The organism is Novipirellula methanifontis (assembly GCF_052161655.1).
GTDB lineage: Bacteria > Planctomycetota > Planctomycetia > Pirellulales > Pirellulaceae > Novipirellula.
Genome location: NZ_CP197418.1, coordinates 7,412,502 through 7,426,052 on the forward strand (window position 1 = coordinate 7,412,502; position 13,551 = coordinate 7,426,052).

Annotated in this window: 8 protein-coding genes; 4 read left to right on the plus strand and 4 right to left on the minus strand. The window is 54.0% G+C overall.

Annotated features, from left to right (window positions below):
• Positions 1 to 319 precede the first annotated feature (319 nt).
• Positions 320 to 1,789 carry a transposase gene (locus tag SH528x_RS26740; RefSeq protein ID WP_442506500.1) on the plus strand — a complete coding sequence of 490 codons (1,470 nt, stop codon included), beginning with the start codon at positions 320 to 322 and terminating at the stop codon, positions 1,787 to 1,789.
• A gap of 291 nt (positions 1,790 to 2,080) precedes the next feature.
• Here SH528x_RS26740 and SH528x_RS26745 read toward each other — a convergent pair whose 3' ends face one another.
• The 3 genes from SH528x_RS26745 to SH528x_RS26755 all read right to left on the minus strand — a co-directional run bounded on the left by SH528x_RS26745 (position 2,081) and on the right by SH528x_RS26755 (position 8,440).
• Entirely contained in the window at positions 2,081 to 3,553 is a 1,473-nt protein-coding gene (locus SH528x_RS26745) for an IS4 family transposase (RefSeq protein ID WP_442506501.1), read from the minus strand.
• 110 nt (positions 3,554 to 3,663) lie between these two features.
• A complete protein-coding gene (locus SH528x_RS26750) occupies positions 3,664 to 5,085 on the minus strand; it encodes a DUF1501 domain-containing protein (protein WP_442506502.1) in 1,422 nt (473 codons plus the stop codon).
• 7 nt (positions 5,086 to 5,092) lie between these two features.
• Entirely contained in the window at positions 5,093 to 8,440 is a 3,348-nt protein-coding gene (locus tag SH528x_RS26755; protein WP_442506503.1) for a PSD1 and planctomycete cytochrome C domain-containing protein, read from the minus strand.
• Between the two features lie 208 nt (positions 8,441 to 8,648).
• On the opposite strand from SH528x_RS26755, the gene SH528x_RS26760 reads away from it, so the two are divergent.
• From SH528x_RS26760 to SH528x_RS26770, 3 genes are all read left to right on the plus strand, one after another.
• On the plus strand, positions 8,649 to 9,770 hold the full coding sequence (locus SH528x_RS26760; RefSeq protein WP_442506504.1) for a serine hydrolase domain-containing protein: 1,122 nt from the start codon (positions 8,649 to 8,651) through the stop codon (positions 9,768 to 9,770).
• A 142-nt stretch (positions 9,771 to 9,912) separates the two neighbouring features.
• Positions 9,913 to 11,202, plus strand: a complete 1,290-nt coding sequence (locus SH528x_RS26765) for a sodium:calcium antiporter (protein WP_442506505.1) — start codon at positions 9,913 to 9,915, stop codon at positions 11,200 to 11,202.
• Positions 11,203 to 11,501: 299 nt separating this feature from the next.
• Positions 11,502 to 11,741, plus strand: coding sequence for a WYL domain-containing protein (locus tag SH528x_RS26770; RefSeq protein WP_442506506.1), 240 nt, complete (start codon positions 11,502 to 11,504; stop codon positions 11,739 to 11,741).
• A 205-nt stretch (positions 11,742 to 11,946) separates the two neighbouring features.
• Here SH528x_RS26770 and SH528x_RS26775 read toward each other — a convergent pair whose 3' ends face one another.
• On the minus strand, positions 11,947 to 13,464 hold the full coding sequence (locus SH528x_RS26775) for a hypothetical protein (protein WP_442506507.1): 1,518 nt from the start codon (positions 13,462 to 13,464) through the stop codon (positions 11,947 to 11,949).
• Between the last annotated feature and the right edge of the window lie 87 nt (positions 13,465 to 13,551).

Genomic DNA, 13,551 nt, shown 5'->3' on the forward strand with positions numbered 1-13,551 from the left:
CGACCGAGCAACTCGCTTGCAGGGAATAACGCCATTCGCACTGGGATGCTCGGATGATAGCGCGGTCGCCCCCTCAGCCGAGCAACGCCTTAAGGGCGTGCTCGACCTCTCCCCCGACTTCGGAGACTGCTGATTTAGTCATTCCCTCGTTTTTGCGGCGTGCATATAATTCCCCATTGCCCCCCCCCTTTGGACGCAAGAGTGAGGTGCTAGAAGAAACAAAGAATGATCACACGAGACCGTGATTTTCTGCTGGAAATTTCAGCCGAGGACCTAGCCATTTACGCACGAGTTATTCGGGGCGACTCGCCGTTACTGGATGCTTTTGCAGTTGATCCCCTGGGAGTCGTTCCGCGGCGACCTTGAAAAGTATTATGTTCCGAACATGGGGCAACCAGCTCTGCCTGTCATTCATATGCTCAAGCTGGAGTTTCTTCGCTATACCTGCCGTCTCTCTGACCGAGGTGTCGTTGCCCGAGCTCAGACGGATTTGCTATTTCGTTGGTTCCTCCAGGTGCCTATCCGTTTTGAAATGCCCGACGCCTCCACGATTTGCCGCTTTCGAGCGCGTCTCGGAGTGGAAGGATTTCAGGAAATTTTTGATCGACTGATCGCCTTTGCTCGGGACGCCGGGGTGGTACGCGATCGGCTTCGGCTAAAAGACGCCACCCACGTCCTGGCTAACATCGCCGTACCTACCACTCTAAGACTGCTCGCGCAACTTAGAGAAAAGATGCTCTCAGCGATCGAGTCCGTCGACGCCGAGTTGGCCGCTGGATACCACATCGAGGCGGAGCGAATCCGAGCGGAGACTGAAAAAGAATCCGACGAGATCCGCTTGCAAGCTCGCTTGGATTTGGTGCTGGACATGCTCCAGTGGATGCAGAGGTTACCCGCCGAAGCCCCCGATCCAGAACAGAAATTGACTTGGCAACGGCTGTTGGCGGTGCGAAGTTTGGCAGAGAAAATCACGGCGGATTGTTTGAATCCTGGTAGCGGCGACCGTACCCTTAGCGTGGTCGATCCCGAGGCGCGGCGTGGCAAACATGGCGAGTTCTATGATGGTTACATGCTCGACGTGATGATGGACGCCGACAGCGGACTGGTGACGCAAATCGAAGTGCTTCCGGCCAACGGTGCCGAGGCCCACGACGCGATCAGTTTGGTGCAACGCGAGCACGCGGTTCACGGTAATCAAATCGAGCAACTCTCGATCGATGGTGCTGGATTCAACGGACCGATGCTACGAACGCTGGAAGATCCCAACGGTCTTGCCGTGGACGTGATCACACCGCCGAGCGAACACAGCGAAGGGAAAGGCTATCCCAATTCAGCGTTCCTCCAAAGCGAAGATGGTCAGCATGTCACCTGCCCGGCAGGTCATACCTCGGGCACCCCACGGCGAAAAGCAGACAAGCCTAATTCGTTGTTTTACGACTTCTCGCTCAAGGGTTGTCGGACTTGTTCTCTACTATCGCAATGTTATCCAGAGTTCAGACCGACGGCTCATCGTGGCCGTCGAGTGTCCAAAAATGAGTACGAAACGGAGTACGAACGAGCCCGCGCTAAGGTGGGCACGGAGGAGTATCGTTCGGTGCGAAAAGAGCATCCCGCGATCGAGCGAAAGATCAATGAGATCGTACGTCATGGATGCGGTCGAAGGGCACGGTACTGGGGACGATCCAAAGTGAAAATTCAGGAACTAATGACATGCTTTACGGTGAATGTTCGGCGTCTGACGAAACTCCTCAAGGGGCCTTCGTGCGCCAAGATGATCGGATGTTGGTAAAACAAGATTGATCGGGGCCGCAAACGAGTTCAACTCGCGTGTCAATCGGCTGCAGCTTGTCTCCAGCGAGACTGGCTTGCGAAGAGGGGCTACCGGATAAGAATCTCAAATTTGTTCGCGGTGCAAACCAAATCCGCTCAACGAATCAACTTTGCTACTAAATCAGCAGTCTTCTTCGTCGGTGGAGAGGTGACTGCTATAGGGCGGAAGAAAGACTCACCCCAATATCCAACGTCAATACTAAAGTTTCAGCAGGCCAACCTTGCACCTGATGACAGGCTGGAAGCCTTTTTATACCCCAAAACTCATTTGCTTGAATGCAACGAACGCTTCAACGATGGTCGAGAAACGGTTCATCCCTCGCCAGAGAGTTCTTGAGCCGGCAGGACCCTGCGATTTTTTGTCGATGTAGCCGCCTAGGATGGCGATCGATTTTCCGAACGCTTCCATCGTTGGTGGAGACTTCGGATCGACCGGGCGTTTAGTTAGAAATATCATGATCGCCATCCATTCGTCTTCGCTAAAGTAGACCGTGCAGGGCGACTGTCCGTCATGACGTGTGGCGCCCTTGAGGTACTCCACTCTCCAAGCGACGACCGTGAGCATCGAAAACGCTCGTATATAACGCTCCAATGTTTCGTACTTCATGTCTTCGATGTGAAGCCCACTTTTAAGTGTTTTGAAGTACAACTCCACTAGCCAACGAAAACAGTAGCCGGTCAAAACCTCGTCAATTTCTTCCGCCGAACTGACCGGCAGGGTTGTCAGAAGCATCCAGTTAATCGGGGCTTCACCGATTGGCGGATCCACCTCGAGCGACTCCACCACATTGATCCAAGTGTCGGTCAACTTGCCAGTGCTGGACCGCCCGGTTCCGGCAACTTTGACGCGCACGCTGCGAAATTGCACCAGCGCTTCGCGTGAAATACGTGCCTGTTTCCGAGCTCGTTTCTTATCATCTGGAAGCACCGGAGCGTCTCGGCCACCGATCGAAACCGTTTTCTCTCCACGCCAAGCGACCTTTGAAAGCGTCTCTTCAATTGTCGTGACATCATCAATCGGCGAGCCGGTGACCGCATCGACGGCGGCGACGATCTTCTGAGTCCGGCACTGACGAATGATGAATCCATAGTTCTCTGGAAACTCCGCCGCCTCGGCCAGCAGTTCGCCAATGTCCGATTCGCTGTCGGAAAGCTGAATGAACTGAGTTTGCGGCATCGAGCGGGCGATTTGCTCGCCGCTTTGCATCATTTCCATCCATCGGCTGCTCTCTTTTTCTTCAAAACAGCGTCGCTGCCGTTCGGCTTTGCGCTCCTTGGCTGGCACTTCCAATGACGTCGCATCACGAGTCCAAAGAACTTGGTCGACCACTCCCAAGGGGATGCCTGGGGCAGCAACGGCGTAGAGCGGATGGTAGAAAAAGCCAAAACGTTTGCCGCCCGAAAGCGGTCCTGCCCCGCTGACCTGCTGCTTTGGCTTGGTCAGATCGAACTCGGACGAGTCCTGATCCAGAAAGACCCGTTTGTGCTCGCCGCATCGCTTTCGAGCGGCCTGATGATGTGCGTCGAAGATTTGATCCACGTCTACCTTGGGGTTGTTGGCTAAGCGATAAATTCCCTTCAAGTCAGCTTTGGAACGAACACGGTCCGGTGTCGACTCGCCGATCGAGGAAGCTTGAGAGACAAACTTAACAACGCGATCCACCCGCCGCTTGTGGCCCAGGTCCAACGATTCAAATTCCTGCCGTACCCAATCGATAACCATCCGTGCAACCTCCGTGCGATGAAAATCTAAATCGCAGAATCATTCGCACACACACGAGAAAAGGCAAGAAAATGTTTTGGGGTATAAAAAGGCTGGAAGCCTATCCCACTTTAGGCGATGATGGCGTGTTGGACGTTGCCGTGGACGTCGGTCAGACGGAAATCGCGACCGGCGTAACGATAGGTCAATCGCGTGTGATCGAACCCAAGTAGATGCAAAATCGTGGCATGTAGGTCATGCACGTGAACGCGATTTTCGACTGCCTTCAATCCGACTTCGTCGGTCGTTCCGTACGTCATGCCTCCTTTGACACCGCCGCCCGCCATCCAGACCGTGAACCCATCGTCGTGATGGTCGCGACCAGGATTCGCCGTCACTGGCATTTGCACCGTCGGCGTGCGTCCCATTTCACCGCCCCAGATTACTAGCGTCTCATCAAGTAGTCCCTGCTGTTCCAAATCCGCCAGCAGTGCCGCGATCGGCTGATCACACTCGCGAGCCAACCGCGGATGATTCTTTTCGATCGCCGCATGCGAATCCCAAGGCTGTCCCGCACCGTGGTACACCTGGACGTAACGCACGCCACGCTGACTCAGTCGACGCGCGATCAACATTTGTCGACCTTGCAGTGAATCCCCATACATTTTCTGAATGTGTTCGGGCTCGTCCGATAGGTCAAACGCCTCGCGTGCTTCGCCCTGCATACGAAATGCCAACTCCAGCGACTCGATGCGGCCGGTCAGTTGTTGATCGTCTTCACGCTGGCTCAGATGCAGTCGATTCAGATCTTGAATCAAATCAAATTGTCGTCGCTGTTGATCGTGTACCAAGAATTTGTTTTCAATGTTTGCCACCAACTCTTCGGGATCGGTGAACTGAGTGTCAACGTGCGTGCCTTGATAGATCCCCGGCAAAAATGCATTTCTCCAATTTGCCGTCGCGGCAGTCGGCAACCCGCTGGGACACATCACCACGTATCCTGGCAAACTTTGATTCTCGGTCCCCAATCCATACAGAGCCCACGAACCGACACTAGGACGAGGACGCACGATGTCGCCACAGTTCATCATCATCAATCCCGGTTCATGGTTCGGGACGTCAGTGACCATGGACCGAATCACGCACATTTTGTCGACGTGCTTGGCGATGTTGGGAAACAGTTCACTGACCTCGGTTCCGCTCTCACCATGCTTCGTGAATTTGAACGGCGACGGATGGCCGACGCCGCCGAGTCGGCGGTCACGGCCAAGTTTATCGCTCAGCGTTTTGCCCGCGAACTTGACCAAATCCGGCTTCGGATCGAACGTATCGATCTGGCTCGGTCCGCCATTGGCGAACAAATGAATCACTCGTTTCGCAGCCGCAGGGAAATGAGGCGGCCGCGGGCTAAGCGAATTGCCCGCGATCGGCTGCTGGGCCGAAACGGAGGAGCTTCTAGATTCGTCGTTAAGAATGCCAGCCAGGGCAAGCATGCCTAATCCCATGCCGCTGCGCGACAACATTCGTCGGCGATCTATTGATTGGAAAGTCATGGCGTTATCAATCGATATAAAGAAATTCGTTGGTCAGCATCAACGCTTGAGCAAGTTGGGCGAGCGGTGTTAGCGGAGGAGGCGGTGGTGCTTGGAAATCGGCACTTGAGTTCCAGTCCGAATCCGCAATCGCGCCGTCGATCCCTTGGATTTCAATCGTCCAAATGTGAGCGTCCGCAGTCGTGCTGGATCGAGGGGAGACGACGAAATCAACCACTTGACCTTTGGTAACCGGCAAACGATCGACATCCGTCTTCGCTTCGCTATTGGTCACGGTAAAGGATTCGGCAAGTGATTTCGAGCGAATCGTTGCGGTCACGCCGTCGCCATTGTCACGCGAGTGTTTCAGTTTGCCACGGATCTGAATCACGCCATCATCGGGTGCGGACCAGCGGCGGATGACACACAAGTCATCGTTCTTGCCCGGATGGGCGCCGTTGGCGGTGATACGCAAATGTTTTAACACTGGATCTGGAAACTCGCTGCTGACTTGGTAGGAAGATCCAGTCCAAAACTCAAGCGGCGAAAACGTTGGTGAGGCTTCCGCAGAGGCGTCAGGGGTGACGAGTGGCCCGTATCCATACTGCCAAACTTGATCCTGCGTCACAGCAGTCTCGGACGATGATTTTAAGAACGCTTTCGCCATCGATTGTTCTTGTGGCGAAGGATCGCGACTATAGACTTGTCGATAGATTTGCAGGACTTGAACATCCATTGCCGATTCGTTTGCCGCGATCGCGGATACTTTTCGAGCCAATTCCGCGACGAACGGGTGGTTCATGTTGAAGAGTGCTTGTTGTGGGATCGTCGTTTCGGCACGTGATGCCGCCGAAGCGGTCGGCGAGGCAAAGTCAAACGTACGCAGCATCGGATCCAACTCGATTCGGTCGATATAAGCGTAGATCGAGCGGCGAAGCGTGTAGGGAGTCTCGCTCAGTTTGACCGAGCGACCGCCGATGGTTCGGTCTAGTGAATTGGCAACGGTCAACATCGAGTCTCGCATCGCCTCGAAATCGAGCCGACGACGATTCTGACGCCAATACAAACGGTTTTCAGGATCTAACTGCAAACCGCGGTCGTTGGCGTCACTCGATTGAGCATACGTGTTGCTCGACGTGATCGTCTGGTGCAGCCATTTCATCGACCATCCGTTACGCATGAATTCGCTCGCTAACCAATCCAGAAGTTCCGGATGACTCGGTGGCGCGGTCCGCAAGCCAAAGTCGTCGAGCGATTCCACCAGCCCGCTGCCAAAATAGCGTTCCCAGACTCGATTGACATACACACGAGCCGTCAGCGGATTGTTTTCATCGGCGATCGATTCGGCCAACTCTTGTCGTCCGCTGCCGTTTCGAAACGGTTTGGGTTTACCGCTGGACAGCACACTCAAAAATTGACGCGGCACACGGTCACCACGACGATTCGGTTCGCCTCGCAGCATCACAAAAGGGGTGATCGGCTTTTCCAGATCCACGACCGTCATCGCTCGCGGTGGAGCCGCCGGGTGACTCGCTTCGACCTCGGTGATCGCTTTCTCACGATCGCCTAACTCTTTGCGACCTTTACCCGACAATCGCGATGCCGACGCCACTTTTTCGACGTCCAAGTCAAACCATCCGCCGGCCCCCAACAGTCGCGTGCGAATCGATTCCAGCGAATCGTCATCAAAACCTTCCGCATCGGGGTGCGACTTCTTGAAAGCATTCCATTGTTTCAGTGTCTCGTCGAAAACATCGGCGTAGACCAACGCTAACTCGGAGCGAGTTTTTGGCGTCGACGATTTCAGTTTCTGTTTTACACGTGGATTCAGCGAATCGTCGCCAGACCATTTTTTCAACAGTGTCGACTGTTGTTTCTTGAATTCGGCCTCACTGATCGACAATCCGTCGTGCCATGGCCCCAGCACGGCATCATCCCGCCAGCGATTACTTTTCAGTTCACTTGTCAGCGAATCATTCAGCGGCGTCATCGCGATGTCTCGGACTTTTAATTTACTGATCGCACCGCGAATATCGAGTTTGCGTTCGAGCCCCATCATCGTGAAACCTTTGATGTACACAGGCAGCTTGCTGCGAAGTTCTTTGACAGCGTCAGCGCGAAGCTCTTTTTTGTATTGCGCCAGTTCACGTTGTTTCGCAGCATGCTTTTTCTCGAAATCCGCTTGCTGTGGGCCGCTTGGTTCATCGGTTGGAATGACCGGAAAATCGTCTGCCGTTTTGGAACTCGCAAACACACCGTACAGCGAATAGAAATCTTCGGTGGGGACCGGATCATATTTGTGATCGTGACATCGGGCGCATGCCACGGTGATGCCCATCAACCCTCGACACACGACGTCGATTTTGTCGGCGGCTTGCTCAATTTTGTTGTTGCGGAATTGCGGTCCGACCGTCAACAATCCCAGTGCAGCCAACTGAGGCGCCGCAGGATCGTCGGTGTAAAAGTCGGCGGCAATCTGTTCACGCAAAAATTGATCGTAGGGTTTGTCGTCATTCAAACTGGCGATCACATAATCGCGATAGGTATAGGCGTAGGGGTAACGAAGCTCCGCTTGCGCCTGCCAATCACGCGTGTCGGCATAACGAGCCAGGTCTAACCAATACCGTGCCCAGCGTTCGCCGTGGTGATTGCTCTCTAAAAGTTGTTCGATCGTGTTCGCCACCACTTCGTTCGTCGGCTTGGGATCGCGGACAAACGCGTCAACTTCGTCCGCCGTCGGTGGCAGCCCGATCAAGTCAAAATAAAGTCGTCGAACCAAAACGCTCCGCTCTGCCGCAGGCGATGGTTGCAAGTCATTGTCGATCAATTCGCGAATAACAAACGCATCGATCGGATTGGCAACCCACGTACTCCATTGACCCTCGATCGCGGGCACTGCCGGATTTGCAATCGGTTGGAATGCCCAGTGTGTTTCTGCAATTTTGTTGATCGCCACTTGGTCGCCCAGCGATGGCGTGACCGGCTCGTCGCTGGCGGGCCACGGCAATCCCATGCGAACCCACTTTTGCAGCACCGTAATTTCCGCACGGCTCAGCGGTTCGTCCGGTGGCATCCTTTCAAAGTCACCCTGGCCGAGCACCGCTTGGATGATGAAACTTTCTTCGACGTTTCGTGCGACCGCCGCGGGGCCGCTGATTCCGCCTTGCAAAACGAACGCCAATCCATCAAGCCGCAAATCGGATTCTTGCAACTCGGGACCGTGGCACTCTTGGCATTTTTCGATCAATAGCGGTCGGACTTGGTTCTCAAAGAACTCTTCGCGCGGCGTCAGTCCATCCCCATACAACAGGGACGTGGTGATCAAGACGCAGAGCAAACCAGAGAAAATGCGTATCATTTGAAAATGACGGCTCATTGATTCAGCGGAATCGGTGGGAATGATCAAACGAAAATCGGGAATCCGAGTTCGCAGGTGGGGAACAATCCGGCGGGGGCTATCCCAATAGTGTAAGTATAAAAGCCTCCGGCGTCGTCATCAAAGCAAATTGCCGTGGTGAATTATTTTGCCAGCCATTTGCCGCTAAAATGTCTCCACGCCCCCCACCTTGATCGATTGGAATCCAATGCCTCGCCCGTTTTTTGCAATATTTGGCCGCACCTTTTTGGCCGCAGTCTATTTAGTTTGCATTTCGCCCGAGGCAATCCCCGCCGAAACAAACTCAGCCGAGCCGTTATCCGCAGCACCGCTAAATGAACGCGTGCAAAAGCTCGCCCAAACCTACGTTCAATCGCAGGCGATGATGGGAGTGTCGATCGCCGTGATCGACGGCGACGAATCGGCGACGGTACATCAAGGACGTACCAGCGAAATTGGGCCACCACCGAGTGACGAGACACTCTACGAGATCGGTTCGATTTCAAAAGTGTTTACCGGGATCCTGCTAGCCGACGCCGTCAATCGAGGTCAAATTCGTTTGGACCAAAATGCCAGCGAGTTATTGCCCGCCGAGGTCACGATGCCGCAGTGGCAGGATCGTCCGATTACCGTGCTCGATATTGCCACACATCGATCCGGGCTGCCGCGATTAGGCGACAACATGCCTAGCCTTCATACCGCGAATCCCTACGGCGACTATACTTCGGCGTTGGCCTACGAATTTCTGAATTCGCACTCGCTCCGACGTGAACCGGGTACCCAATACGAGTACTCGAATCTTGCCTTCGGGTTGCTCGGGTATTGGATCGGAAGCAAAGCGGGAACGAGCTACGACGAATTGTTGCAGCACCGTCTCACCAAGCCGCTGGGGATGCCCGACACTTGCGTCGTGTTGAATCCGGCTCAGAAAGCGAGATTAGCCACACCTTACAATGCGGAAAAACACGCAACATCGAACTGGGGGTTCGCCGACATGCCGGGTGCCGGCGGTATCCGCAGCTCGATCACTGACATGCTGCGATTTGCAAAGATGCATCTGCAGGTGCCGAAAAACGAGATCGGCACAGCGATCGAATTGGCGTGGCAAAAACATCATGTCGGCAGCAACGGAGACGCCTCAATGGGACTCGGTTGGCACGTGATGGGCAACCATTCCACTCGGACTCACAGCGGTCAAACGGGGGGCTATCACAGCATGATTCTGATCGATCGCAAAACTCAATCTGCAGTGGTCGTACTGGCCAATACCGCGACCGACGCCGTGGATGCTTTGGCAATCGAGCTGCTGGAGATGATCAAGCAAAACTAGCCTGCGATTTGCGAGACCGATTGCGGGGCACCGGATCAGCCCTTATCACATTGCCTTACCCCGCAGTGGTTTGCTTCGCATCCCTAAGCAAATCGCTTGGGCGTGTCCTGCAAAAAATATGTCTTTGAAGCAAGAGTGATTGATGGGAATCTTGATTCCACTGGTTCTGATTTTCTTTACCTGTCTGTTGATTTGGCGGGCGTGCGACAGTTTTGAAATTGCGTCCGAGTACATTGGTCGCAACCTTTCCGAGGGCGTGCGTGGAGGAACGATCAACGCGATCTCGAGCAGCGTGCCCGAACTGTTTACGACACTGATCGCGTTATTCGTGCTTTCGGATCGAGACGGATTTTCGGTCGGCATCGGCACCACCGCCGGCAGTGCCTTGTTCAACGGAATGATCATCCCGGCGGCGTGCATATTGTCGGTCGTGGGAGCGGTCGTGATGGGAGCTCGCGTCACATCGGTGAACGTTTCCACCAAGGTGTTGCTGCGTGATGGTCTGTCGCTGATCTTTTGCGAAATCATCTTGATTCTGCTGATCAACGGTGCCCAATTGCATTGGTGGCAAGGCTTGATCTTGATGGGGCTGTACGGAACCTACTTAGCCTTCATGCTGCTGTCGATGAAGCGTTCTGGGGGATCGGAAGACGCCACTGCGGATGATGACGAGCAAGATTCCGGAGACGAAGTGGTGGTCGAGCGAAGCGTTCTAGGACACACGTTTTATTGGCTTTCGCTCGGGCCGTTGATGGACATGGAGCGTGTTTTTGTTCGTGAGAAACATCGTCAACAAATCGACGAGGAAACCTGGAACGGTTGGCCGCTGCTGTTGGCTTCCGCAACCGTCATCGGTGCGGCGTGTTGGTTGTTGGTCAAAGCGTGCGAGTGGCTGGGAACGGGCAGTATTGAGCATCCAAGTTACACGCTGTTTGGCTACGATTTCCAAGGGATTGGAATGCCCGCGATGTTTGTCGCGGTGATCTTTGCCTCGATGGCCACCAGTGTTCCCGACATGGTAATGTCGATTCGCGATGCACGCGATGGTGACTATGACGACGCCGTGGCCAACGCGTTGGGCAGCAATGTGTTTGACATTTGTTTTGCACTCGGCTTTCCCTTGTTCCTGTTCACCCTACTGCATGGCCCGATTGAAATGTCGCCGGACATTGCCGCCCAAAGTGGTGAATTGCGGTTGTTGTTGCTGGTGCTGACGATCGTTGGTTTCTTCGTCTATTACCTGGGCAAGCGTGGTGTCACCGAAGCGGGAATTCAGTACGTCGAAATGCGACGCGGGAAGGCCTTTATCTTGTTGGCAATCTATGTGCTGTTTGTTCTGTACATCGTCGCCCGCAGCCAAGAAATGACGCTGGCACTGCGGTTGTCGGATTGGCTGCAATCGCTGTTGCAGTGGCTGCCGCAGATCGGTTGAGGAATATCGTTGATCGCTCCTGCGACGCAAAGTAAATAATTGGCGTAGTGGATCTTGCTAAAGATCCTGCATGGGGGCTCTTCAACAAGATCCACCACGGAGATGCAGTCTGTTCGGAGCACTGTGTGACAAATATCGCTCCTCTGTCCAAGCAAAAAACACGAAAAAAGCACGTGTTTTAGCCCTATCTCCTCAGTCCGGAAAAAATTTTCTCACGGCGTGACCTGACGTGTCAAAGGCATCACGAATATTAGAAGTAGTCAAGCAAACGACTTCCCCTAATTTCTTTCGAGGTACCTATGAACACGATTTTGCGACGCGCCATGCACGACTGTGACAACTACGTCATCGAAATGGATTATGTCGATGCCGATGGCAATCAAACTCACCGAATCGTCAGCCCGATTCGGTTTATGGGCAGCTATCGCTTCTTGGGCTTGTGCCTTTGCCGCGAAGCTCCTCGCCAATTCCAATTGTCACGCTGCAAGAACGTGCGTCTAACACCCGCTGCGGATGTTTTGATGCCGGTGGCGATGTGATACTGTTGACGGGTTTGAAGCCCCCGACCTACGTCGCCCCTTGCGACGACGTCGCTGGACCGCCAAGGATAGCGGAAACACCCACCACGTTTTTTCCATCTCTGCCGTACTGTTTGCATGACGAGGATCGTCATGCAAATTGTGCGGCAGAGAATTTGCTGAAGGGAAAAAACTGGCTGCGAGAGTGTGGTTTATTCAGTGAGGATTATTCTTCGCGTGTCAATGCCTCGGTCACCCACTCGTGCACGGTGGCAATTTGATCATCCTTGGTGCCATGCAACATTTTCATTCCATCGGCACCCCCGACGATGTAGAACGCTTTCTCAACATCCTCGTCGCTGATTAGTTGCTGGGATTGATAGAGCCGGATTTCGGCGAGTGCTTTGATCCGATCGGCTTTCGTACCAGAGAAGAGGGACGCGACACGTCGCTTGGCAATTTCGGGTGACAGCTTCGGCATCGCTGACAACACCATTTGGCGATCAATGATCGCAAACAGATTGGAAATTTGCTCAGTGACATAATCTCGCGCGATCGTGCCTGGACGTTGGACTTCGATGCTATCGCAAGGTTTCGAGAGGCCCAGCGTCTTGCCATCGGCAACACGAAGCAAGCGGCAACGAGAAATGTTCTGAATCATCCCTTCGCGGCCTTCTTTCAAAACCACATCAAAATGCAGAATGAAATCGATGTCGTTAGCTTTGGCTATCTTTGTCGATTCGGCTGAGCTGACCGAGCCGAGGTAGACAATCCCAGGCTTCCACATCGGAAACGGCTCAAGGCTAGCGTCGATTTTGGGGGTATTGTCCAAAGGCTCTAGTGGTTCCATCGCGGCGGCGTTGTTGCCGCCAAACTCGGAATCGGATGACATCGATCCTTCCATGTCCATTCGTTCCTGTTCCATCCGGTCACGCTCCATCTGCTCCTGTTCCATTCGCTCCTGCTCCATCGAATCGTCCATGCCACCATCGGACGAATCGCCGGCATTATTGGCAGCGATTTCGACGACCGGTGGAGGCGGCGCGATCCCAGAGAGTGCCAGACCGAAATCACCTCGAGAAAAACGCAGCGAAAATTGTTCGGCCGTGACCTCCGCAACCAACCCAAGTGCCTCTTGAAGTTCGACTTCGGCGGTTTGGTCCAAGATGGCTGCGCCAGCTGGGTTTCCACCGCGGCCCATCATGCCTTCGTCCATGCCAAATTCGTCCGAGCCAAAGTCTTCTCCACGAAAACCTGAGTTTCCTCGATTCCCGCCCGAGCCTTCGGTGATCGCTCCTTTGTCCCCGGCATCGTCACCTCGCACGGCGAGCGAGACTCCCCAGCGAATTTGCCAAACAGGACGTTTCAGCATCGCACTGTATTTGACGCTTTGCAGTTGCTCGCTGGCCTTTACCGGTTCGATGACCAAGTTGCCAAAGAACAATTCCAGTGCTGTCGCCATTCGTCCATCTAAGAACGCCTCGTCGCATTGCTTCTTTAGAAGTGGACGTTTGTCCTCCATCGCAGGAATCGTAGCAGCCATCAAGGGAGCGAGATTCATCGACGAAAATATCGATGTGGGAGCGGATCGTTGTGATTGCCCGCCGTATTCCATGTCCATGCTCTCCATCGATTCATAGTATTCATCGCTTTGTCCATAAAGCGGTGAAAGGAAGGCGATGGTGGCCAAAGAAAACGCAGCAAAAGCACCGATTTGGCGACAAACTTGGATGGAATTCAACATAAACGCCTCCCGCATTTGATTGGCGGGTTTGGAGAAAATGAACTGGAATTGGAAATAGCCCGACTGAATTTCGGGATTGGCCGGGCT